This window comes from Nocardioides carbamazepini, from assembly GCF_024614185.1.
GTDB classification, from domain to species: Bacteria; Actinomycetota; Actinomycetes; order Propionibacteriales; family Nocardioidaceae; genus Nocardioides; species Nocardioides carbamazepini.
The window spans coordinates 801,255-822,436 of the sequence record NZ_JAHTLF010000018.1 but is presented as its reverse complement, the minus strand read 5'-3'; the positions used below and the strand labels follow the sequence as shown (position 1 = coordinate 822,436).

Below are 21,182 nucleotides of genomic sequence, written 5' to 3'. Positions count from 1 at the left end.
GAGGAGCACCACCACCGATGAGCATCGACACCAACCCCGCCACCGGGAACATCGACGCCGCGATCGCCGCCGGCATCTCGATCAGCAAGCCCCAGCCGCTCGACGACGACGGACGGTTCTTCGCCCAGGCCGTCCCCGCTGGCGCGAAGGTCGAGGTCCACGACCTCAACGAGCTCCGCCAGCAGCTCGCCGACCACCCGCCCCGCAAGCGCGGCACCGTCAAGGTCCACGACGCCGACGCCTTCATCCGCTACATCGCCAAGCACGGCCTCGACGCGACGGAGGTCTGGGCCAACCAGTCCGCCCGCCAGCTCATCGGCGTCATCAACGCCCACGCCGCGTCCGACACCAGCCTCGACGAGGGCATCGCCGGTCACGGCGACCACCGCGTCGAGCTCGAGTTGATCTCCTCGCCGGAGTGGAACACCTGGCTGGGCCTCGACACGAAGTACCTCAACCAGGTCGCCTTCGCCGAGCATCTGGAGGACCACGCGATCGACGTCATCCCCGCCCTCGGTGCCGATGCCGCGACCATGTTGGAGATCGCGCAGAGCTTCCACGCATCCTCGACGGGCGCGTTCGGTCGCACCGAGCGGCTCGACAACGGCTCCATCAACCTGCTCTGGGAGGAGACGGTCCAGGCCCGGGCCGGGCAGTCCGGCGAGATCACGATCCCGAGCAACTTCACGATCGCGATCCCCCCGTTCGTCGGCGCCGAGCTGGTCGAGATCACCGCGCGGTTCCGCTACCGGATCCGCGAGGGCAACCTCGCTCTGTCGTACGCGCTCCTCAACGCGGACCTGATCCAGCGCACGGCCTTCCTCGAGATGGTCGACGCCGTCACCGACGCCATCGAGCCCCCGGTGTTCCTGGGTCGGCCGGCGTGATCCTTCGCCTTCTGATCCGCTGGGTGCGCGCCGCTCTGTCGGCGCGCGCCCAGCGGCGGTGCGGCTGCCACCCCTGGTTCCACGACCTCGGCGTCCACGCGCCCGGCCGTTGCGGGGCGAACCCGTGAGCGCCGCGGCGTCGTGGCACGCCGGGTCGTGGATGCAGACCTTCACCGGCCGCCGGTTCTACCCGCTCGCCCCGGACCCGGACGAGGTTGACATCGTCGACATCGCCCACGCCCTGTCGCTGATCTGCCGCTACGGCGGCCACGCGACCCGGTTCTACTCGGTCGCCGAGCACTGTGTCCTCCTCTCCCACGCCGTCGCGCCGGAGCACGCCCTGTGGGCGCTGATGCACGACTCGGCCGAGGCGTACGTCGGGGACATGGTCCGACCGCTGAAGCAGCAGATGCCGGCGTACAAGGACATTGAGGACGCGGTCCTCTGGACCATCGCCCAGCGGTTCGACCTCCCGGCTGACCCGCTCCATGCCGACCTGATCCCGGCCACGGTCCACGCCGCTGACAACCGGATCCTGCTCGACGAGCGGGCCGCGGTCCTCGCCCCGACCGACGACCACTGGGGCGGCGTCGAGGACCTGGAACCGCTCGGCGTGCGGGTCATCGGCTGGCAGCCCTCCGCGGCCGAGGTCCTGTTCCGGGACCGTTTCGCGGAGCTCACCCAGTGAGCGCGCCACGCGCGAAGCGGCGCATCCCGGTCGCGAAGCCCGGCGAGTCGTACGCCACCCAGGTCGCGGTCGTCGCCGACCGCACCGTCGCCGCCGACGTCCAGCACGCGCGCACCGCTACCCACGACGCCCTGATCGCCGCGGTCGGCCCGGCCCGGCGTTCGGGGGTGTGGTGGAGCGAGCACCCCGCGGCCTCCGGGGTCGCGGCCTACAAGCAGATCCGCGAAGGCATGGAGCATCCCGACGACGCACAGATCTTCGAGTGGCTGAACGCCAGCCCTCGCAGCCTCCTGGTCGTCGCCTGGTGCATCGGTGCCGTCCCGCCCGGGCTGGCGATCGCGCCATGAACCTCCTCGTCCTCGCCTTCCTCGCGCTGCTCCTCATCGGCGCCGTCGGCATCGCCTACGCCATCGACCCCCACCGTTCTCGAAGGGACCACGACTCGTGACCACCGCCATCCAGCGGAACGCCTACCGGATCTGCCCGGTCTGCATCCACTACGGCCGGCGCCGCGCCGCCGCCCTCGAAGCCGCGATCGCGTTCCGTGCCCTGATCCGCGGGGTGTCTCCCGGGGTGGTCGCCCACGAGTACCTGTCCAGGGTCCACGCCCGCCACGTTGCCGGCGGGACTCTCTCGACCCGCAAGTTCACCGGCACCATCGAGCACGAGGACGGCTCGAAGACCCTCCACGTCCAGAGGCACTGCAACGGATGCGGGGAGTCCGTCGGCGACGTCACGGAGGCGGAGCTCGACGCCGCGGTCTGCGGTGCCCCGCTCCCAGACGTCCGGCTCGAATGCGGGTGCATCGACGTACCGATGGCCGCCTACCAGATGCTGCGGCCCGAGGAGATCGACAAGGGCTTCGGGCTCCCGACCGGCCGGCCCCTGAGCCCCGGTGTCCAAGCGCGCGTCGCCGCCGGCCTGACCCGCTACGCCGCCAACCTCGACAGGTCCACCGAATGACGCCGGTGATTGCGCAGTCTCCGTTCCAGACCGCCGAGTGGTCGGCGCTGGACGCCCTGTGGCTGGACTACCTCGGCATCACCCCGATCGACCCGACCATTGCGGGCTATCAGGTCACGATCCTCGACCTGTTCTGCGGCGCCGGCGGATCGAGCTCGGGCGCGCACTCCATCCCTGGGGTGAAGGTCACCATGGCGGCCAACCACTGGCCCCTGGCGGTCGAGACGCACAACACCAACCATCCCGAGACCGACCACGACTGCGCCGACCTGTCCCAGGTCGACCCGCGCCGCTACCCGAAGACCGACGGTCTGTGGGCGTCACCGGAGTGCACCAACCACTCCCCGGCCAAGGGCCGCAAGACCCACGACGAGGCATCCGAACGGTCCCGGGCAACCATGTGGGACGTGTGCCGGTTCGCCGAGCACCACGCGTACAAGTTCGTCATCGTCGAGAACGTCGTCGACGTCGTGAAGTGGGTCGGCTACCGCGGCTGGATCACCACGATGACCGACCTCGGATACGACCACAAGGTCGTCTACCTCAACTCGATGCACGCCAACCAGGCCGGCCTCCCCGCACCGCAGTCCCGCGACCGCGTGTACGTCGTGTTCTGGCGCCGCGGCGACCGGCGCCCCGACTTCGAGAAGTGGACCAGCCCCCGCGCGGTCTGCTCGATGCACGGCCGGATCCGCGCCACCCAGGACTGGAAGAAGCCGACCCCCTGGGGCCGGTACCGCGCGCAGTACGTCTACCGCTGCCCCGGCACCGAGTGCGACCACCAGGTCGTTGACCCGATGTGGCTGCCCGCGTCCTACGCCATCGACTGGTCGCTTCCAGGGACCCGCATCGGTGACCGCAAGCGGCCCCTGGCCGAGAAGACCCGCCGCCGGATCGAGGCCGGCATCCGCAAGCACTGGTCCCCCATCCATCTCGAGGCGGCGGGGAACACCTACGACGCCGCGACCCGAGGAGGGACGTACTGGCGCGCGTGGCCAGTCAGTGACCCGCTGACCACCCAGCACACCACGAACTCGAAGGGCGTTGCCTACCTGCCCGAGATGCTGGAGCCGCTGGTTATGCGCCCCTACACGCCCCGCGGGGGCGACGACTCCGGACAGATGAGCACGCCGGTCGGGGAAGAGCTCCGCACGCTGACCGCTTCGTCCACACCCGGCCTGTTGGTGCCCGCTGGCGGGACCTGGAACGACGACGCGACGCCGGTCGACCAGGTCATGCGGACCCGCACCACCCGGGAGACCGAGGCGCTGGTGATCCCGATGCGGAACCACAACACCACCAAGCCGGCCAGCGACCCGCTCGACACCGTGGCCGCCAATGGCAACCACCACGGTCTCCTGGTTCCCTACTACGGCTCGGCCAAGAGCGCGGCTCCCGCCACCGATCCGATGGGCACGCTGACGACGGTCGACCGGTACGCCATGGTCACCCGGCACAACGGCGAGGGCGGCTGGTCCTCCACGGGGGTCGACGAGGTCCTCCGCACCATCACCGCGGGCGGGCGCGGCGGGACGAACCAGTCCTTGACCGAGTGGCAGGGCGAGCTCCCCGACATCGACGACTGCCTGTTCCGGATGCTCGAGCCCCACGAGATCAAGGTCGGCATGGCCTTCTCCCGGTCCTACGTCCTCCTCGGCAAGAAGAGCGACCAGGTCAAGCTCGCCGGCAACGCAGTCACCCCGCCCGCCGCTCGTGACCTCGTCGGGATGATGGTCGAGGCGCTCACCGGAGAGCTGGTGCTCGCCGCATGAGCACCGTCTTCGCCTACTACGGCTCCAAGAACTCGATCGCCGAGCAGATCGTTGACCTGATGCCGGCGCACCGTGGCTACGTCGAGCCGTTCGCCGGCTCGCTGGCCGTGCTCCGCGCGAAGGCCCCGGCGGCGTTCGAGTGCGTCAACGATCTCGACGGCGATGTGATGACGTTCTGGCGGGTGCTGCGCGATCGGGTCGAGGATCTCGAGCGGCTCGCCGCCCTGACGCCGCACAGCCGTGCTGAGTACGGCGCGTCCTGGCCGATCGACACCGACGATGACCTCGTCCGCGCGTGGCGGGTCTGGATCAAGCTGTCCCAGGGCCGCGGGGGTCAGCTGCGGTCGACCGGCTGGCGCTACCACGAGGTCACTCGCGGGCGTGGGTCCGGGATGCCGACGACGCTGGCTGGCTACGTCGGTCGGTTCGCCGCCGCGGCGGAGCGGCTGCGGAACGTGTCCCTGGAGTGTCTGCCGGCGCTCGAGCTGATCGGCCGCTACGGCCGTGACCCCGAGACGCTGGTGTACGTCGACCCGCCCTACTTCGGCGACACCCGTTGCCGGACGGGCTACCAGTTCGAGATGCACCGCGGGGAGCAGCACCGTGAGCTCGCTGCAGCACTGAGGTCCTGCACGGCGATGGTGATGCTCTCCGGCTACGCCCACCCGCTGTACGACGACGAGCTCTACGCCGACTGGCACCGCCACGAGATCGCCGCCTACACCGGCCAGTCCAACTCCGGCGCCGGCCACCGCACCGAAGTCCTGTGGTCGAACGTCGCGCTCGGTGACCCCCACCTGTTCACCGCGCCCGCCACCACATCCACCACGACTACGGAGGGGGAAGCGTGAAGGCGATCAGCATCCGCCAGCCCTGGGCCGGCGCCATCGCGCTCGGCTGGAAGCCCATCGAGAACCGCCCGCGGATGCTCTCGCACCGCGGCCAAGTCCTGATCCACGCCGGGAAGCGGCTCGCCGACGACTACGACGGTGCCGTCGCGACCATCCGGGCCGCGGGGTACGACGTCCCTGACCTCCGTGCGCCGGGCCTGTCGGCGGCGTGGGGCATGGGCGGCATCGTGGGCGTCGCGGACCTGCACGCCGCTCACCGGGGCTGTGACGGCTCCTGCGCGCCGGGCTGGGCCCAGCGCGGGCAGATCCACCACATGGTCCGCGACGCCCGTCCCCTGGGGCGTCTGGTGCCCGCTCCGGGCCGGCTCTTCATGTGGACCCCCGACGACGACGTCCTCGACGCCGTGAGGGAGGTGTGGCCCCGATGACGACGTCCGTGCTGCCGCTCGCGAGCCCGACCGCGGCCCGCCGCGCGCGGCTGCTGCAGCTCTACGCCCTCCACCAGAAGGTCGAGGCCGAGATCCGACGCGAGGAAGCGGTCCTCGCCAAGGTCGCGCGCAAGGCGCCGCTGCTTCGGCGTTCTCGCTACGACCAGCCGCCGTGCGCGACCGAGCAGGGCTATCAGTGGCACCGGTACCGCAAGCACGACCTGACCGGCGACCCCTGCGGCTGCCAGGCCGCCCACCGGCAGCACAACCGCCGCGAGTACGCCCGCCAGAGGGACGCCGCGCTGGGAGGTGCCGCCTGATGGACTTCATCCAGGTCCAGACCAACTACTACCTCGAGGCCCAGCTCGTCGCCGCCGGCGAGAAGGCCGAGGTGCTGTTCCTGCGCGCGAAGGCGTACTGCGCGGACGTCGAGAACGACGGGTTCGTCCCGGAGGGGATGCTGCCGCGGCTGACGCCGTCGCAGCCGACCCAGCGGGCCAACGCGTTGGTGCGGGAGAACCTCTGGGCCAACGTAGAGGGCGGGCGCCGGTTCGTCGTCTGGGACCAGTTGACGAAGGCCGAGCTGGAGGAGCGGCGGTCGGGCGCTGCCGAGCGTCAACGCCGGTCCCGGGCCACCCGCCGGAAGGTCACACCCGATGTCACACGTGACACCCCCCGTGACTCACGCGCAAGTCACAGAACAGAGGTAGAGGAAGAGGTAGAACCTGCTGCTGCGGCAGCAGGGACCGAGCTGCCGCCGCCGCTCGAGATCCTCCGATCCGCCCTCGAAGCCCGCAAGCTCGTCGTCCGCTGGGACGGCCTGACCGCCGACCAGATCACCGAGATCGAGCAGCTCATCACCGAGCACGGAGACAGCCCTCTCGTCGCCCAAGCGCTCCGCGACTTCCAGCCCAACAAGCCGATCCGGTTCGCCCAGGGCTGGCTCAGCGGCTGGCGCAACCTCCGCAAGCCCGGCGACCTCGCCGCCGTACCCGACGAGCCCTGCCCGAAGCCGGGCCACGCGTACGCCGGCGGCACCACCCGCCGCTGCACCGCCTGCGTCGCCGAGGCCCACACCGACCCGAAGGAAGGACACTCCTGATGGAGACCACCACCCGCCAGCCGATCTGTGCACTCGACCTCGAGACCGACGGCCTGCATCCGGGCCGCCGCATCTGGGAGTACGCCGCCATCCGCCGCGACTACGACGAGATCGGCGGATGGACCGAGACCACCACCCACGCGTTCGTCGCACTCGACCTGCGCAACTCGGACCCCTTCGGGCTGAAGGTCGGCGCGTACTGGGACCGCCACCCGATGGGCCGTAAGATCTCGGGCGCCCCGGCGGTCCCCGGGCCCGGTGTGCAGTCCAAGCACGAGGCCGCCGGCGAGCTCATGAGGCTGACTTTCGGTGCCGCGATCGTCGGGGTGAATCCGGCCTTCGACACCAGCACTCTGTCCGGGCTGCTCCGCGCCGAGGGCTACATCGAGGCGTGGGACCACCATCTGGTTGACCTTCCACCGATGGCGGTCGGCTGGCTCAATGCCCGCCACGCTGCCGGCATCCACTGCGATCCCCGTCTGCCTGCCCGGCCGCCGTGGAAGTCCGACGGTCTCTCCTACATGTGCGGAGTCAACCCGCCGACCGACGGGCGGCACACCGCTCTCGGAGACGCCCGGTGGGCCCTCGACTGGTACGACGTCCTCGTCGACCACCCGCGCGCCGAGGCTGCCCGGTGAGCCCCGACCAGCTCCGCAAGTTCGCGGACGCCCTGGAGCAGCTCTCCGAGATCCGCCGCACCTGCGGCGTCGTCCCCGGCCAGAGCTACGACCGACCCGCCATCCACCTCGTCGACCAGGACGACTCGTGGGAACTGCTGTGGGTCGAGGCCGACGACCCGGAGGACAGCCACTACACCGCCGAGCCGGTGAGGCACTGATGTCCCTCCGCCGAACCGCCCTCGTCCGCCGTACCGAGCTGCGTCGTACGCCGCTGCAGCGGAAGACCCCGATGCGCCGCGCGGCCAAGGCCCTCCGCGCCCAGGTCGCCAAGGGCCGCAAGGACACCGGCCCCACACGGGAGCAGCGCGTCGTCGTGTTCGACAGGGCGTTGGGGTGCTGCGAGATCTGCGCCACGCCGGTGATCTGCCACGAGCTCGACCGCTGGCTGCCGATCCAGTCCTACTCGATCCACCACCGCGCTGCGCGGGGTATGGGCGGCCGCAAGGTCGAGTGGATCAACTCCCCGGCCAACCTGCTGCTGCTCTGCGGCACCGGTACGACGGGCTGTCACGGCCACGTCGAGTCCAGCAGGGCCGAGGCGTACCGCAACGGCTGGTTGGTCCGGGCCAGCGCTGACCCGGCCGAGGTCCCCGTGCTGCTCGCGGGCAGTGACCGGTACCTCCTCACCGACGACGGCGACCGGATCGAGGTCGCAGCATGAGGCCCGTACTCCTCGCCGACACGGCAAGCCCGCTGGCGAACCCCGCGTTCGGTCGCGCCGCCGCGGCGCTCGCGGTCTTCGAGGGCGCCACGAAGCTCCACGAGCGCGTCACCGGTCTGGTCAACGGCCGGCTCCTCTACACCGTCGCGGTCGAGGAGGGCGAGACGATGTACCCCGACGTCCACGCCTGGCTCCTCGGCGTCCTCCCGGCCGCGAAGCAGCGGGCCCTGATCGTCACCTCCGCCCAGCGCCGCGGCCGGAGGAGCATGGACAGCGGCGACACCGTGGACCGCGACGAGCTCCAGCTGATGTTCAACGACGAACGCACCCGCCACCTGACCATCGACGGCCACAGGGTCCGCGTCCAGCTCCAGGAGCCCGACCGCAGCAGCAACGCCAGCAGCTCCGAGGCGTCCCTGATGCGGCCGGCGAAGATCATGTTCGGCGCGTGGACCCACGCCGGCCAGCAGGCCGTGGTCGAGCACCTCCGCGGCATGCACGCCGCCCGGGTCGCCGCCCGGACACCGCGGCTGCGGATGGTCAACAACTGGGGTGGCTGGACCTCCCGTGATGACCTCCCGCCGCGGTCCCTGGCGTCGGTCGCGCTGCCGACCGAGCAGAAGGACCGGATCGTCGCCGACCTGCGCCGCTTCCTGGCCGCCGAGGGCCGGTACAACCACCTCGCCGTGCCGTGGCACCGCGGCTACATGTTCCACGGCCCGCCAGGCACCGGGAAGACGTCACTGGTCAAGGCCCTCGCGTCCGAGTTCGGCCTGGACCTCTGGTACGTCGGCCTGTCCGACCTCAAGGCCGAGTCCAGCCTCATGGGGCTGCTGGCCGAGGTCACCCCGCGATCACTGCTGCTCCTCGAGGACATCGACACCATCGAGATCAGCCACGAACGCGACACCACCCAGGGCTCGATCTCGATGTCGTCGCTCCTCAACGCCCTCGACGGCGTCGCGACCCCGCACGGCCTGGTCACGGTGATGACGACCAACCACTTCGACAAGCTCGACCCCGCCCTGACCCGGCCCGGGCGGATGGACGTCGTCGAGCAGCTCGACCCTCTCACCGGCGCCACGTTCGCCGCGCTGTTCGAGCACTACTACGGGCAGCCGCTGCCCTTCGAGGTCGAGACCGACGGGCTCACGGCCGCGGTCGTCGCGGAGGTGTTCAAGCAGCACCTCGACGACCCCGCTGCCGCTCTCGATGCTCTCGAGTCGCCGGCGCTGCGTGGGGGCGTCCGATGAAGGAGGAGATCCGCTCGTTCACGGGGGTCCGGTGCCCGGAGCCGTGCGGGAAGGTGCGCTACCTGACCCGCCGAGCTGCGAAGCTCGCTCGCCGGCGGCAGGTGACCAACGCCCGGGCCCGTGGGTCGCACCTGACGGTCTACCGGTGCCACGTCGAGCGTCAGTTCTTCCACCTCGGCACCCTGCCCCCGCAGGTGATCGCCGGCGAGCAGTCCCGTGACGTCCTCCGGAGGCGGTCGTGACCGTAACCTACCTCCCCCCGATGACCGGTGGAGGCGCGCGACCGGGTGACGCGCTGCTGATGGAGGCCGTCGCGTCCGGCCCGGCGTACGCCCGGTCCCGGGCCGCGTCGCGGTGGCACCTGGTCCGCTCCGCGATCGACCGGATCTGGCAGCACGGCGACGGGGAGCTCGTCCGATCTTTGCACTACTGGTGCGGCACATTCGTGTCCGGCCGGAAGGCTCTGACGACCGACACCCCACCCCCTGACGAGCCGGTGTGCGGGACCTGCTTCGGCCGTCGCGAGGGCGCCGACCCCGACCGGCCCGATCTGTTGTTCTCCCCGCGGATCCAGCCCCCGAAGAAGTGCCCCGGCTCCCAACGCCGCTGGTACACCGAGACCGCCTGGAACCGCGGTGTCTGCCTGGCCTGCGGTGACGCGGTGAAGCTCCGAGCGTTCGGCGGCGTCTACAACTCCAACTGGGGCGCCCAGAACCACCCGCCCGGCCCCGGCCTGGTCGCGGGCTGCGAGTTCCACGGCTGGCGCGACCTCGTCCTCCACAACGGTCGGGTCGTGTGCCGATGCGGGGCCCTGTGATGCGCCCGGCACCCGGCGCCATCCCCGGGCCGGAGACGCGCGGCGAGTGCAGCGCATGGCTCTCCCACCGCCGCGACGCCGCGATCGAGGACGTCCGATTCCTCGTCTCCACCGGCAACCCGCTCGACGTCGCCCTCGAGCGCGTCGGGGTCGGCCAGGCCGCCTGGGAGTCCTGGCAGGTCGACCTCGCCCCCATCACCGTCCACCCGATCCACCACCAGCTCACCCGAGGAAGGACCACCGATGACCACGCAGCCTGACCACGTTGACGCGACGTTCTACGCCATCATCACGCCGTCCTGGTCCCGCCACCGGCGCGACGACCGCGGCCGGCCACTGCTCGAGGGCGCGTCCGTCGACCGGATCACCAAGGGCCGTCCCAGCACGGTCCGCGGCGACGCGGTCGTCACTCGCCTCACCCTGCGGATCGACTCGACCGCGCTGCTCCCCCTGCAGCCCCAGGCCGTCGTGCACATCCACGCCGACGACGTCCAGGTCATCGAGGTCACCGCCGACGAGCCAACCGAAGGAGACCAGCCGTGACGGACATCAGCATCACAGGGACGTCGATCACTCCGCCGAACAGTGACCCGATGTGGTCCGACCTGTTTGAGCTCGTCTACCACCGGGTGTCGTACAAGCCCGGCTATCGGCTGCTGCTCAAGCCCGACCAGCAGGTCCCTCGTGGCCGCTGGTACTTCCAGGTCGAGTCCGCCCGCATCGACGCCGTCACCGGCCAGCCGGGCACCGGCCGCGGCGGGAAGGCCTACCTGAGCCCAGAGGCTTGCCTCTCCGAGCTCGTCCAGACTGCCTTCGGGCTGTTCAAGGCGTACGAGGAGCACGAGGCCAGAGAGTTCTTCCGCTACGACGGCGAGCAGGTCTTCGGCCCGCACTTCGACGTCGCCGCGCTCCGCGAGATCGCCCACCGGACCGAGGTGCGGTCATGAGCACCACCAGCGTCATCCCCGTCAACCGCACCGTCAACGTCGAGAAGTCGATCGTTGTCATCGAGTGCGCCAACTGCTCGATCGACTTCGGCATCGGCGCCGTGTTCCAGCGCCGCCGCCGCGACGACCACGAGACGTTCTACTGCCCGAACGGGCACGGCAACCACTACCCGGGCCCGTCGGACGCGGAGAAGGAACGCGAGCGCCTGGCGGGCGAGCTCGACGCCGCCCGGTCTCTCGCAGCACGTGAGTCCCGCCGCCGTGCGGACGCCGAGAACACCGCCCGTCGGAAGGACTACGAGGCCCGGGCCGCGAAGGGGCAGTTGACGAAGACGAAGAAGCGGGTCGCGGCCGGCGTCTGTCCGTGCTGCAACCGGTCGTTCCAGAACCTCGCCAAGCACATGGCCGGCCAGCACCCGTCGTACGCCGGTGGCGACCAGTGACCGCCTCGCGTGGGTACGGCTCGGTCGGCGCCGCCCGCAAGCGCGTCCACGACGTCCCCGGGCTCGTCAGTCGTGTCCGCCAGCTCGAGGAGGACCTGGCGGCGTCCGAGGCAGAGCGGGAGGACCTCGACACCGGCGCGGGGACGCTGCTCGGGGAGAACGTCGAGCTCGGCCAGCAGCTCAAGGAGGTGTCGGCCGAGCTGACCGCGGTGCTTCGGGAGGTCCGGTCGGCGGCGGTGTACATGATCGACCGTCGGACGCACTGGGCGACCCGCAGCGACGACCTGTCCGCGATCCCCCGCGCGGTCGCCTACCAGCACATCGCCGGGCATCTGATCCGGATCCTCGAAGCGCACCCGCGCGGGTACCCGCCTGCACCGGATCCGGAACCGGCCCTGGTCGCGACGACGGTGTCGTGTCCGGACTGCGCGGTCGACGCCGCGGCGGCTGTGCCAGACGAGGACTGGGCGCCGGTCCAGGTCCAGCTCGAGGCGCTGCGGCACTGCCAGACCGACAAGGGCCGCCGGGCCATCGCCGCCCGGATCCGCCGGATCGTCGGAGGGATGGTGCGCCGTGGCTGAGTTGGACGAGGTCGAGCAACTGCGGCGCTGGAAGGCCGAAGCAACGACCCTGTTCGACGGGATGCAGGACCTTGGCCGCGCGCTCGGGATCCCCCTCGGCGTGCTCATCACCGGACCGAAGGCGGTCGAGGCGGCCGGAGCCTTGCGCGCTCGCGCTGAGGCCGCCGAGTCCGCGCTCGCGGCCGTGCGGGCGCTGGCGGACCTGTGGGACCAGAAGGCCGACGAGAACGAGCGGCATCGCGAGTACACCGACCACAAGGGCGACCGACGCACCCTCAAGCGGCTCGCCCGGCACCAGCGGATGTTCGCCCACGCCCTCCGCGCCGTCCTGCCCGCTCCCACGTCCCCCGAGAGGAGCGAGCCGTGAGCGCCCCGAAGCGGATCCAGCGTCAGCGCACGAAGGGCTGGCGGATGCCCGAGGGGGCGGTGTACGTCGGCCGGGGCTCGAAGTGGGGCAATCCCTTCGCGCTCCGGTCGCCGAGCGGACTCGCTCGCGTCCCTGCCGTCGACCACCCCGGTCAGCCCTGGGAGTACGAGGGCCGGATCAGCGCCAACGGCATGCGCCACGACTACTTCCATCCCGACGGCCGGGTTATCCGCTGTGACGTCCGGTGGATGACGGCCGCGGAGTCTGTCGAGTGCTATCGCGCGCTGCTGCACGGTGACGGCCGCTGGCCGCTCGACTTCCGACACAACGGCGGCCACTACCCGCACATCGGGGATGTCCATGAGCTCGCCGGCAAGGACCTCGCCTGCTGGTGCCCGCTCGACCAGCCCTGTCACGCCGACGTGCTGCTGGAGATCGCCAACGCCCCCACGTCCCCCGGCGGCTCGGCCGCCACCACCGAGAAGGAGAACTGAGCCATGCCTGAGACCGAGACCGCGCGCCAGGTGCTGCGTTGGGAGATTCCCGTGGACGGCCAGTGGCACGTCCCGCCGTTCGTCGGATCCATCGTCCAGGTCGCCGCCCGAGAGGCCGGTGTCGTCGAGATCTGGACGTCGCCCGACGTCGGAGTCAGCCACACCAGCGACGGGACCGGACGTGTGCTGTCCGAGCGGATCACAACCCGCCCCGGGCAGCTGAATGAGCGGGAGTTCCGCGTCTTCGGAACGGGCCATCCCGTCGAGGGCCTGTACCACGGCACCGCGCTCGTAGGGCCGTTCGCGTGGCACCTGTTCAGCCGTCACGCAGAGGTGGTGTCGCGATGACCGGCCCGCACGCCGCCCCGAGCAAGAGCGTCCCGATCGACGTCACCGCCCGCGACACCGCCAACGGCGACAGCAAGACCCAGACCATCCGCGACGACTACTGCCTCGTCGCCGCCGGCACCGCCGAGGTCACCAGCATCCAGGTCTACGCGAAGGACGACGGGACCTCGACGCACGTCGTCACCGTGAAGGGGGTGCGCCGTGGGTGACCTGCACGCCGCCCTGGCCGCGCTGGTCGAGAAGTGGAAGACCGAGGCCGCGCACCCGAACGGGCAGCCGCTGCTCTGCCAGGTCTACGGCAACCTCGCCCGCGAAGCCGAGGTGTTGTTGGCCGAGCACGAGCCCACGCCGTCCGACCAGGCGCTGCGGGACCTGCGGGCGGGCGTGGAGGCGCTGGCCGACGAGTGGCAGGCCGTACACGATCGATGGTCCGGAGTCAGCGACGGACCGCGTGTCGGGATCTTCAACGTCCATGCACGGAAGGTCCGCGCCCTACTGGACTCCTCTGCCCCCGCCACGGCGAGCGAGGGCGCCGAGATCGACGCTCTGAGATTCGCTGTCGCATGGTGGGCCGCCCAGTGGAAGAAGGCCCGGGAAGCCCTCGCGAGCGTCGCCGACCGTCTCGACGAGCACACCTATGACGAGATCGCGACGGTGCTTGACGACGAGCCGAGCGACCACCTCGGCGAGGCTTACGAGGCAGCCTCCACGGCGAGCGAGGGTGTGGAAGGTGCTACGGAACTCGCCCGAAACTCCGGGGCGAGCGAGACGTTCGCGGACGAGTTGGATGACCACATCACCGAGTCCATGGCCGATCCCCAGTACCGAGCCGCGCACCTCGCATCGTGCGACGTTGAGGACTGCCGGTGGTGCCGGGACGCGACCACGGCGAGCGAGGGCGCGACGGAGGGCGAGATCTGCCTATGGGCTAACCAGATCTGCGAGCAGCCCAACCATCACGGCTGCCTCACGTACTGCCCGGTTGCCACGGACGCCGCCGGGGTCACGTCGTCGGACGGGGACCGGGGACTGAGCGAGGAGGAGCGCCACAGGGTCATCCGTCACATGCCCGCGATGACACCGGGCCACGTCCTAGTCGACCTGCTGGCCGACGTCGCGCACGTCCGGAACGCCGCAGTCGACGAGGCCGTTGCTGCTGGCCCGCAGATCGTCGGAGCCACCCGCACCCAGCCCGAGAGCACCGAGCGCGTCGAGTGGGGCGTGCGGAACTCGCTGGGCCGCGTCATCAGCAACCCCGACTGGCGGCAGCCCGCTGACGTGCACCACTGGAACGCGGAGGGCGAGTGGGTTCGTCCCGACGTCGTCCTTCGCCGCACCGTCACGACCTACGCGCCCGTCGTGGGTCCGTGGGAGCCGATCGAGGACGCGGCGGGCGGTGACGACCATGGCTGAGCAGGACGACCGGGACACGCTGGCCGAGGTGATCGCAGGCGAGGACAAGCCGTGTCGAAAGGCCCTCGCCTCCCATCCCGGCGGATGCGTCGGCGAATACGGCTGGTGCCTCTGCCGCAAAACCGCCGACGCCATCCTCACCTCCGACTGGCTCGCTCAGCACGACCGGACGGTGCGGGCCGAGGAGCTGCGGAAAGCGGCCGACGAGATGAAGGGGACCATCGCCGACCTCCGAGCCACCGGGGGCGCCGAACTGTCCTACGTCAACTGCACGCTGATCGACGTCCGGATGCTCCGTGAGCGCGCTGACCGGATCGAGAGCGAGACCAAGGAGGCCGACCGTGGCTGACCGCATGTTCCCTCGTCTCCGCCGCTGGTCGCGGCGGTCGTCCCGTCGTCGCTTCGCCTGCTCGCCCCGCCGGCAGGTTGTGATCGAGCTCGATGCCACCTCGTTCGTGGCCGGCATGTCCCGGGCCGCTCTGGCCGTGAGGGAGTTCCAGTCGGTCGCTCGCTACCGGCGGCGTATCCAGCTGGAGCGGTCGTTCGGTCTCGACTTCGTGCGCGGCGAGGCCCAGCGAGTCCGTGCCGAACTGGGGCTGGAGGATCGCTGATGGCACTCCACGGACTGATCCAGGTCAACGGCTACGAGGTCGGCCGCTGGGCTGCTCAGCGGATCGTCACCGGCCCCGACGGCATGAACACCTACCAGTGCGGCGTCGTCTGGACCCCCGAGGGCGAACAGCGGCTGTACACCGCGTCGAACAACCCGCACACCCAGCGCGCGGAGTTCACCGTCACCCACGACTACCGAGACGGCTCGGTCGCGCTGGCCGCCAAGGTCCTCGCGACCGCGCTCGAGGTGCACCCCGCCGAGGACCAGCACCGGACTGAGCAGGAGGCCGACTGTGGCTGAGTGTCCCGGCCGCGCGTGGTCTCCGGCGGTCTCAGGCCGCGCCGAGCAGATCGACGATCGCGCCGTCGTGCACCAGGACGGCGGAGACCAGATCAAGTCCGTCCGGGGTGAGGCGGTCGATCCAGGGCCACGGATCTCGATCTCGCTTCGAGCTGTTGCACGACCGGCACGCGGGTACGACGTTGCCCGGGACACTCTGGCCGCCCGAGGCGACTGGGATGACGTGATCGAGAGTTGTGGCGGCCCGGCCGCAGCCGTACGCGCACAGCCCCTGCGTGGCCTCGTACAGAAGCTCTCTGGTCTCTGTCCCCACGGGTCGAACCCCGCGCCGGCGCGCTGCACTGCGCCCCCGACGACCGCGGCCGGCGGTGGCCGCGTAGCGTTCCCGCGCTTCGGCGTTTGTGTGCTCTCGGCACAGCCCACCTTGGACTGCGTCGCTCGGCAGCCAGGCCGTGCAGCCGCGGCACCACGCAAGCCCTCGCTGCGCGGCTTTCTGGCGCTCAGGTTTGCCGGGCCTCCCGTCGTCGCGCGCGCTGTGGCGGAAGCAGGTCGACCTCAGTCCGTCACTCCGCGACCGGTCGCGGGTGAACTGGGCCTCGCGCCGCCATTCCTTGCACTTCGTGCACCACTTCTGGCCGAGCTGCCGGCGGGCGACGTACTCCGCCAGATCAACACCGATTCGCCGAGCCGCCGTGGCGGTCGCACCTGCTTTCGAGCCCACCACCGCATTGTCGCGGTCGCCCCCGACACAAGGACCGATGGACATGGCTGACCGAACGAGCATCGAGTGGACCCGCGGCGACGACGGAACCCCGGGTGCTACCTGGAATCCGATCACGGGCTGCACGGAGGTCTCGCCCGGCTGCGACCACTGCTACGCGAAGACGTTGGCCGAGCGGTTCCGTGGCACCCCGGGGCACTACTACGAGAAGGGCTTCGACGTCGTGCTGCGCCCCGACAAGCTAGACCTGCCTCTGCGGTGGCGGAAGCCGCGCCGGGTCTTCGTCAACTCCATGTCGGACCTCTTCCACGACGAGATCCCCGACGAGTACATCCACCAGGTGTTCGACGTCATGGAACAGGCGAAGCGCCACACCTTCCAGGTGCTCACCAAGCGACCCGGTCGGATGCGCTCGTTCGTCCGGGGGCGGATGGATCGGAAGCGGGCGTACGCCGACAAGTTCGCCGGCTGCCCGACCGAGGCCATGCGCACCAGCCCGGCCGCTCAGTGGGCCCGCCAGCGCGCCGAGAACCCGCCCGCGAACATCTGGCTCGGCGTCAGCGTGGAGAACCAGCGGTGGGCCGACATCCGGATCCCTGCGCTGCTCGCCACCCCGGCGGCGGTCCGGTTCCTCTCGATGGAGCCGCTGCTCGGGCCGGTCAGCCTGATCCAGTCCCGCGGGTTGCCGGTGAGCCTCGGGACCGTCCCCGCCGATCGTCTGGCCACGATCTCGGGCGGCGAGTTCTTGCGTGACCGTGGCACCGAGGCGATCCCCGTGCGAACCCTCGGCGTCGACTGGGTGATCGTGGGCGGCGAGTCGGGGCGCGGTGCCCGGCCGATGCACCCGGACTGGGTCCGCTCCCTACGCGACCAGTGCACGTCCGCCGGCGTCCCGTTCTTGCTGAAGCAGTGGGGCGAGCACGTCACTGTCGGCCAGATGACCGCGGCGGCGTACGCCGACTGGGAGATCAAGAACGGTGGCGGCTACCCGGAGGAGACCGTGGTCCGGCTCGGGAAGAAGGCGGCGGGCCGCGAGCTCGACGGCCGCACCTGGGACGAGTTCCCCGAGGTGGTGGGTTCCGGTGGCTGAGCGTCCTCCCGAGCCGTACGCCGTCTCTCAGCTCGTCGAGCAGTACGTCTCGACCGAGCTGGCCGACGCCGCGCAGTACTCCAACCGGACCCCGCTCGACGAGTCGGGCATCTGGTCCCTCCACGCGCTGGCTGCCGAGGTCTACGCACTCGGGTGGCGCGAAGGGGCGCTCGTGGCCGATGACCGCGAGTCCCGGGCGGCTCGGCGGCACAGGGAGGCGGATCTCGATGGCTGAGTGCCCTCACCCGGCGAAGCATCGGCACGTCAGCAAGGCCGCCGCACTGGCCGCGCTCACCTCGCTCGAGAAGGCCCGCGGGATCGACCTGACGATCCGCGCGTACCCGTGTGGCGATCACTGGCACCTCGGCCACCCGAGCAAGCCCAAGAAGGTCGCCCTCCGGCAGGCGCTCGCGGTCGGGTCCGCGACGTCAGCCCGTGCACGCCGACGCAGGAGACGCCGATGAGACGCCTGATGGTCGTGTTCGTCGCCGTCGTGGTCGTCACCGGGGTCTGCGTGGTCCGGGTCGGCCGCTGGCTCCTCCTCCAGGACCTCCATGACGACACCTGCGCTGGCGGCGACTGCGGCCACTGCTGGGCGGCCACGACCGAGGACGCAGGCGACTCCGTCCATGTCGTGCCGCTCCGCGACCACATCGACCACCCGCTCAGCGAGGACTGCGTTTGCGGTCCGCGACCAGAGGCCGTGTTCCGTCCCGACGGGTCGAACGGCTGGCTCTACACCCACCACTCCCTCGACGGACGAGAGGCAACCGAGTGACCACGACCGCCAAGACCAGCGACCCGATCGTGAAGGTCGCACGCGACCTCACCGAGATCGAGCACTGCCACGACGAGCTCCGTGCCCAGGCGATCGCGGCCGGCGACGACCCGAACATGCCGGGCGGCGCCGCGATGGTCGCTCTCGGCCCGGTCGCGGACATCGAGGCTTGGAACCACCTCAGCGCCGCCGCCGAGGACTACGGCCGTCCCTACGTCTCGCTCGACGACGAGGAGGACGACGAGCAGCGCTGGCCGCCGCAGCAGCTCATCGGCTACTGGGCCGGAGAGCTCCGCCGCCTCCGTGGTGAGGACTACGCCGGACTGGTCCGGACGTTCGCGTCGGACCTCAACTACGTCCGCGGCTCGCTCGCGTGGGCCGCCGAGCACGACACCGCCCGGTGGCCTCGGTTCGCCGGCGACGTACGCCGTGCCCGGCTCACGATCGAGAACATCGTCTCGGCCGGCCGCCGCGCTGACCGGTCCCGCATCGTCTGCGACCGCGACCACTGCGAGAAGACCCCGCAGCCGCGGCTGGTCCGGGTCTACAGCCCCCGCTACGTCGTCGGCTGGACCTGCGCCACCTGCTCGACCCACACGCCGGCCGAGTACCGGTGCGAGGACCGCAACCACCCCGCCCCGGCCTCGGCTCAGCCCTGCACGCGGATGGTCGGCCCCCGCAAGGACCGGCACCTCTGCGGCAGCCGCACCCGGGTCGTCACGCCTGAGCCGACCGTGTGCCTCAACGTCCGCTGCCGCTCGTTCACGGCCCCGGTCGAGGTGCTGGCCAGCGACCCGGCCCGCGACGGCTGGAAGTGCCCCTCCTGCAAGCACCGGTACACGGACACCGAGCTGCAGCGTGCACACGCGAAGATGCTGTGGCGCCCCGAGGCTGACCGGCTCGTCCGGCTCCAGGAAGCCGTCGCCACGTTGAAGTCCCAGGGCCGGGGCGAGCGGACCATCCGCCGCTGGCTCGCACCGCGGCTCGAGCTGGTCGACCGCTGCACCGAGTGCGCCGCGATCCACGACCACCGCGAGCACCCGGCCTGCCCCGTCCTCCTGCCGCCCGAGGAGGACGGCGGAGAGCCGGTCGTCTGCGGCGGAGAGCTCGCGGAGCGCTGGCACGGCGACGCCGAGGCCGTGGTCGAGGGCTGGTGCGACATCGCGACCCACACGACCTGGCTGTGGTGGCCCGACCTCTGGCGCCTCCACCTCACCACCCGCACCACCCCACGCGAGAGAGGCATGATGGCGTCATGAGCACGATGGACGAGCTGGTGGCGTTCTGCCTGGCGCGGATCAGCGAGGACGAGGAGGCCGCCCGCTCACATCGGGCGTGGGACCGGACGACCCGGGAGTGGGTGTCGGTAGACGACATCCCCGAGTGGCCCACCATCGCGGGCCGCGTCCTGGCGGAGTGCGAGACCAAGCGCGGCCTGATCGAGTGGGCCCAGGGCATCGAGGATCTCTGCGCACTCGGTGACCCCGCCGCGCCGCCGCAGCCGCACGGCGAGCAGGTGATCCGGATCCTCGCCGAGACGTGGGCCGACCACGACGACTACAACCCGACGTGGGCGAACGACGGACTGCCGCCTAGTCCGTAGTGCCTCCATCGCCTGCGAGCATCGCTGCGGCGTCGACATCGATGTGCTGCACCGGAACCTTGAGGACGCCGTCGAAGACCTCATGGACCTCAGCCACCGTAAGCCTCCACCGTGCGGTCACGCTCTCGACGGCCTCGGCAGCGGGCAGGATCACGAGTACGACCTCGTCATCTCCCGAAGTTCGCGTCTGCGCTGGCCTGAGGTCGTTGAGCGTGAGCACCAGCTGCGCCGGCGTCGCGCACTCGATCTCGGCGACACCGGTACCTGCGAGGCGCGGCATCATGCTGTCGTTCTGGCTGAACGGGTACAGCAAGTCGCCGAGCGTCTCGGTCCCCCATGCCTTGGGTCGGCCCGGGAGGAGGTCGAACGGGTCACTGGGATCCAGAGGGCTGAGCCATTCGATTGCCGTGACGGGGGCGTCGAACTCGATCTCGAGGCGGATGTCTCGAAGGAATGTCTTGGCCCGGTTGACCACGCGTATCTGGATCCCATCCAGCATGTGAGCGGCCATGGTCCTCGGCCCGGAAAGCGGGTCCTCCCACACAGCCGTGCGCCAGGCTTCAAGTTCGGCTATGAACGTCGCGCGAGACCTGCGGTCCATACTGCCGAGGATGCTCGGCGCCTTGCGAGCCATCGCGCCACCCTGCCAGTCGATAGCGTCCAAGAACGGCTGCGTCTCGATGGCGTACGACATCACCTTCCCGATGACCTCCACGCCCACATCGACCGTCGCGTGGCCCATGGTCGACCGGCTGATCATCTGGCGGATCTCGTCGCCGGTCGCACGACGGGTGTCGCCGTCGCCACGAACGTAGATGCCGCCGTCGACCAAGCCGACGGGGCCGTCGGCCAGGCAAGTCAATACCGCGCCGGTAGGTGGATCGACGATGACCACGATGACGTCACGCCCGTCGGGAAGCGGGATCCGCTCAAAGTCCCATCCGGGTCCGTCAGCGCCCGCGAACTTCCGTACCTCATTCGCAAGGTCCATGGCCTCAAACGCACCCACACCGGCGGCGTCGCCGTCACCCACCCCCAGAACCATGAGCGCGTGTCCGTCGAATCGCTTCGCCGCCTTGGCCTTGTCGCGGTTCGCAGCGCCGAGGATGAACTTCGCGACCTTCGCGCGACCCTCCTTCGTCGTCAGGTCGACGTCTGACTTCACCTCGAGGAAGTACCGTTCGACCCGGTCATCGGACGATCGAACGTAGTCGAGCAGCGCGAGCCGACCGAGCTCGCCCTTCGGCAGGCGGGACAGGTCGAAGTCAGACACCGGGTGATTCCAGCACACCTCCGTGCGAGTCGTCCGCGGGTTCGCGAACGCGCTCGCGCTATGCTTCTGGCACCAGTTCCGGCTGCTGCCGCATACCCGGACACCGATC

The 21,182-nt window shown here is 70.6% G+C and carries 36 protein-coding genes; 34 read left to right on the top strand and 2 right to left on the bottom strand.

Annotated features, from left to right (window positions below; genetic code table 11):
- The first annotated feature begins 17 nt into the window (after positions 1-17).
- The 28 genes from KVF89_RS22695 to KVF89_RS22560 all read left to right on the top strand — a co-directional run bounded on the left by KVF89_RS22695 (position 18) and on the right by KVF89_RS22560 (position 15,608).
- Positions 18-887, top strand: a complete 870-nt coding sequence (locus KVF89_RS22695; RefSeq protein ID WP_257428829.1) for a DUF2303 family protein — start codon at positions 18-20, stop codon at positions 885-887.
- A 124-nt stretch (positions 888-1,011) separates the two neighbouring features.
- On the top strand, positions 1,012-1,575 hold the full coding sequence (locus KVF89_RS22690) for a hypothetical protein (RefSeq protein ID WP_257428828.1): 564 nt from the start codon (positions 1,012-1,014) through the stop codon (positions 1,573-1,575).
- Positions 1,572-1,922 (top strand): hypothetical protein, encoded by a 351-nt coding sequence (locus tag KVF89_RS22685; protein ID WP_257428827.1) that lies wholly within the window; start codon positions 1,572-1,574, stop codon positions 1,920-1,922. The genes KVF89_RS22690 and KVF89_RS22685 overlap by 4 nt, the downstream gene beginning before the upstream one ends.
- A 97-nt stretch (positions 1,923-2,019) precedes the next feature.
- Positions 2,020-2,538: a hypothetical protein gene (locus tag KVF89_RS22680; RefSeq protein WP_257428826.1), complete on the top strand. Its 519-nt coding sequence runs from the start codon at positions 2,020-2,022 to the stop codon at positions 2,536-2,538.
- Positions 2,539-2,543: 5 nt separating this feature from the next.
- The gene (locus tag KVF89_RS22675; protein ID WP_257428825.1) at positions 2,544-4,310 is read left to right on the top strand and encodes a DNA cytosine methyltransferase; all 1,767 of its coding nucleotides are present in this window, start codon (positions 2,544-2,546) and stop codon (positions 4,308-4,310) included.
- Complete coding sequence (locus KVF89_RS22670; RefSeq protein WP_273475409.1) at positions 4,307-5,161, top strand: DNA adenine methylase; 855 nt, start codon at positions 4,307-4,309, stop codon at positions 5,159-5,161. The genes KVF89_RS22675 and KVF89_RS22670 overlap by 4 nt, the downstream gene beginning before the upstream one ends.
- On the top strand, positions 5,158-5,589 hold the full coding sequence (locus KVF89_RS22665) for an ASCH domain-containing protein (protein ID WP_257428824.1): 432 nt from the start codon (positions 5,158-5,160) through the stop codon (positions 5,587-5,589). Before KVF89_RS22670 ends, KVF89_RS22665 begins: the two co-directional genes overlap by 4 nt.
- A complete protein-coding gene (locus tag KVF89_RS22660; protein ID WP_257428823.1) occupies positions 5,586-5,909 on the top strand; it encodes a hypothetical protein in 324 nt (107 codons plus the stop codon). The genes KVF89_RS22665 and KVF89_RS22660 overlap by 4 nt, the downstream gene beginning before the upstream one ends.
- A complete protein-coding gene (locus KVF89_RS22655) occupies positions 5,909-6,691 on the top strand; it encodes a hypothetical protein (RefSeq protein ID WP_257428822.1) in 783 nt (260 codons plus the stop codon). Before KVF89_RS22660 ends, KVF89_RS22655 begins: the two co-directional genes overlap by 1 nt.
- Complete coding sequence (locus KVF89_RS22650; RefSeq protein ID WP_257428821.1) at positions 6,691-7,329, top strand: hypothetical protein; 639 nt, start codon at positions 6,691-6,693, stop codon at positions 7,327-7,329. Before KVF89_RS22655 ends, KVF89_RS22650 begins: the two co-directional genes overlap by 1 nt.
- Entirely contained in the window at positions 7,326-7,529 is a 204-nt protein-coding gene (locus tag KVF89_RS22645; protein WP_257428820.1) for a hypothetical protein, read from the top strand. Before KVF89_RS22650 ends, KVF89_RS22645 begins: the two co-directional genes overlap by 4 nt.
- Positions 7,529-8,032 carry a hypothetical protein gene (locus tag KVF89_RS22640; RefSeq protein ID WP_257428819.1) on the top strand — a complete coding sequence of 168 codons (504 nt, stop codon included), beginning with the start codon at positions 7,529-7,531 and terminating at the stop codon, positions 8,030-8,032. Before KVF89_RS22645 ends, KVF89_RS22640 begins: the two co-directional genes overlap by 1 nt.
- On the top strand, positions 8,029-9,285 hold the full coding sequence (locus KVF89_RS22635) for an AAA family ATPase (RefSeq protein WP_257428818.1): 1,257 nt from the start codon (positions 8,029-8,031) through the stop codon (positions 9,283-9,285). The genes KVF89_RS22640 and KVF89_RS22635 overlap by 4 nt, the downstream gene beginning before the upstream one ends.
- Positions 9,282-9,527, top strand: a complete 246-nt coding sequence (locus KVF89_RS22630; protein ID WP_257428817.1) for a hypothetical protein — start codon at positions 9,282-9,284, stop codon at positions 9,525-9,527. Before KVF89_RS22635 ends, KVF89_RS22630 begins: the two co-directional genes overlap by 4 nt.
- The gene (locus KVF89_RS22625) at positions 9,524-10,102 is read left to right on the top strand and encodes a hypothetical protein (RefSeq protein WP_257428816.1); all 579 of its coding nucleotides are present in this window, start codon (positions 9,524-9,526) and stop codon (positions 10,100-10,102) included. The genes KVF89_RS22630 and KVF89_RS22625 overlap by 4 nt, the downstream gene beginning before the upstream one ends.
- Positions 10,102-10,362: a hypothetical protein gene (locus KVF89_RS22620; RefSeq protein WP_257428815.1), complete on the top strand. Its 261-nt coding sequence runs from the start codon at positions 10,102-10,104 to the stop codon at positions 10,360-10,362. The genes KVF89_RS22625 and KVF89_RS22620 overlap by 1 nt, the downstream gene beginning before the upstream one ends.
- A complete protein-coding gene (locus KVF89_RS22615; RefSeq protein WP_257428814.1) occupies positions 10,346-10,645 on the top strand; it encodes a hypothetical protein in 300 nt (99 codons plus the stop codon). The genes KVF89_RS22620 and KVF89_RS22615 overlap by 17 nt, the downstream gene beginning before the upstream one ends.
- Entirely contained in the window at positions 10,642-11,049 is a 408-nt protein-coding gene (locus KVF89_RS22610; protein ID WP_257428813.1) for a hypothetical protein, read from the top strand. Before KVF89_RS22615 ends, KVF89_RS22610 begins: the two co-directional genes overlap by 4 nt.
- Positions 11,046-11,492, top strand: a complete 447-nt coding sequence (locus tag KVF89_RS22605) for a hypothetical protein (RefSeq protein WP_257428812.1) — start codon at positions 11,046-11,048, stop codon at positions 11,490-11,492. Before KVF89_RS22610 ends, KVF89_RS22605 begins: the two co-directional genes overlap by 4 nt.
- On the top strand, positions 11,489-12,073 hold the full coding sequence (locus KVF89_RS22600) for a hypothetical protein (protein WP_257428811.1): 585 nt from the start codon (positions 11,489-11,491) through the stop codon (positions 12,071-12,073). Before KVF89_RS22605 ends, KVF89_RS22600 begins: the two co-directional genes overlap by 4 nt.
- The gene (locus tag KVF89_RS22595; protein WP_257428810.1) at positions 12,066-12,440 is read left to right on the top strand and encodes a hypothetical protein; all 375 of its coding nucleotides are present in this window, start codon (positions 12,066-12,068) and stop codon (positions 12,438-12,440) included. Before KVF89_RS22600 ends, KVF89_RS22595 begins: the two co-directional genes overlap by 8 nt.
- A complete protein-coding gene (locus KVF89_RS22590; RefSeq protein ID WP_257428809.1) occupies positions 12,437-12,934 on the top strand; it encodes a DUF4326 domain-containing protein in 498 nt (165 codons plus the stop codon). Before KVF89_RS22595 ends, KVF89_RS22590 begins: the two co-directional genes overlap by 4 nt.
- Positions 12,935-12,937: 3 nt before the next feature.
- On the top strand, positions 12,938-13,282 hold the full coding sequence (locus tag KVF89_RS22585) for a DUF7352 domain-containing protein (RefSeq protein WP_257428808.1): 345 nt from the start codon (positions 12,938-12,940) through the stop codon (positions 13,280-13,282).
- Entirely contained in the window at positions 13,279-13,491 is a 213-nt protein-coding gene (locus KVF89_RS22580; RefSeq protein WP_257428807.1) for a hypothetical protein, read from the top strand. Before KVF89_RS22585 ends, KVF89_RS22580 begins: the two co-directional genes overlap by 4 nt.
- Positions 13,484-14,695: a hypothetical protein gene (locus KVF89_RS22575; protein ID WP_257428806.1), complete on the top strand. Its 1,212-nt coding sequence runs from the start codon at positions 13,484-13,486 to the stop codon at positions 14,693-14,695. Before KVF89_RS22580 ends, KVF89_RS22575 begins: the two co-directional genes overlap by 8 nt.
- Positions 14,688-15,044: a hypothetical protein gene (locus KVF89_RS22570; RefSeq protein ID WP_257428805.1), complete on the top strand. Its 357-nt coding sequence runs from the start codon at positions 14,688-14,690 to the stop codon at positions 15,042-15,044. The genes KVF89_RS22575 and KVF89_RS22570 overlap by 8 nt, the downstream gene beginning before the upstream one ends.
- Entirely contained in the window at positions 15,037-15,306 is a 270-nt protein-coding gene (locus tag KVF89_RS22565) for a hypothetical protein (protein WP_257428804.1), read from the top strand. The genes KVF89_RS22570 and KVF89_RS22565 overlap by 8 nt, the downstream gene beginning before the upstream one ends.
- Positions 15,306-15,608 (top strand): hypothetical protein, encoded by a 303-nt coding sequence (locus KVF89_RS22560; RefSeq protein ID WP_257428803.1) that lies wholly within the window; start codon positions 15,306-15,308, stop codon positions 15,606-15,608. Before KVF89_RS22565 ends, KVF89_RS22560 begins: the two co-directional genes overlap by 1 nt.
- A 31-nt stretch (positions 15,609-15,639) precedes the next feature.
- Here KVF89_RS22560 and KVF89_RS22555 read toward each other — a convergent pair whose 3' ends face one another.
- Positions 15,640-16,374 carry an HNH endonuclease gene (locus tag KVF89_RS22555; RefSeq protein ID WP_257428802.1) on the bottom strand — a complete coding sequence of 245 codons (735 nt, stop codon included), beginning with the start codon at positions 16,372-16,374 and terminating at the stop codon, positions 15,640-15,642.
- Here KVF89_RS22555 and KVF89_RS22550 point away from each other — a divergent pair.
- Genes KVF89_RS22550 through KVF89_RS22525 form a run of 6 tightly spaced genes read left to right on the top strand, consistent with a single transcriptional unit; the run spans position 16,373 to position 19,800 of the window.
- Positions 16,373-17,419, top strand: a complete 1,047-nt coding sequence (locus tag KVF89_RS22550) for a DUF5131 family protein (RefSeq protein WP_257428801.1) — start codon at positions 16,373-16,375, stop codon at positions 17,417-17,419. The two genes, KVF89_RS22555 and KVF89_RS22550, sit on opposite strands and share 2 nt — an antisense overlap.
- Positions 17,412-17,654: a hypothetical protein gene (locus tag KVF89_RS22545; protein WP_257428800.1), complete on the top strand. Its 243-nt coding sequence runs from the start codon at positions 17,412-17,414 to the stop codon at positions 17,652-17,654. The genes KVF89_RS22550 and KVF89_RS22545 overlap by 8 nt, the downstream gene beginning before the upstream one ends.
- Positions 17,647-17,883 (top strand): hypothetical protein, encoded by a 237-nt coding sequence (locus KVF89_RS22540; protein ID WP_257428799.1) that lies wholly within the window; start codon positions 17,647-17,649, stop codon positions 17,881-17,883. The genes KVF89_RS22545 and KVF89_RS22540 overlap by 8 nt, the downstream gene beginning before the upstream one ends.
- Positions 17,880-18,197, top strand: a complete 318-nt coding sequence (locus KVF89_RS22535) for a hypothetical protein (protein WP_257428798.1) — start codon at positions 17,880-17,882, stop codon at positions 18,195-18,197. The genes KVF89_RS22540 and KVF89_RS22535 overlap by 4 nt, the downstream gene beginning before the upstream one ends.
- Complete coding sequence (locus KVF89_RS22530; RefSeq protein ID WP_257428797.1) at positions 18,194-19,456, top strand: hypothetical protein; 1,263 nt, start codon at positions 18,194-18,196, stop codon at positions 19,454-19,456. The genes KVF89_RS22535 and KVF89_RS22530 overlap by 4 nt, the downstream gene beginning before the upstream one ends.
- Positions 19,453-19,800 carry a DUF6221 family protein gene (locus KVF89_RS22525; RefSeq protein ID WP_257428796.1) on the top strand — a complete coding sequence of 116 codons (348 nt, stop codon included), beginning with the start codon at positions 19,453-19,455 and terminating at the stop codon, positions 19,798-19,800. The genes KVF89_RS22530 and KVF89_RS22525 overlap by 4 nt, the downstream gene beginning before the upstream one ends.
- On the opposite strand, the gene KVF89_RS22520 is transcribed toward KVF89_RS22525, so the two are convergent.
- Complete coding sequence (locus KVF89_RS22520; protein ID WP_257428795.1) at positions 19,790-21,073, bottom strand: hypothetical protein; 1,284 nt, start codon at positions 21,071-21,073, stop codon at positions 19,790-19,792. The genes KVF89_RS22525 and KVF89_RS22520 overlap by 11 nt on opposite strands.
- Between the last annotated feature and the right edge of the window lie 109 nt (positions 21,074-21,182).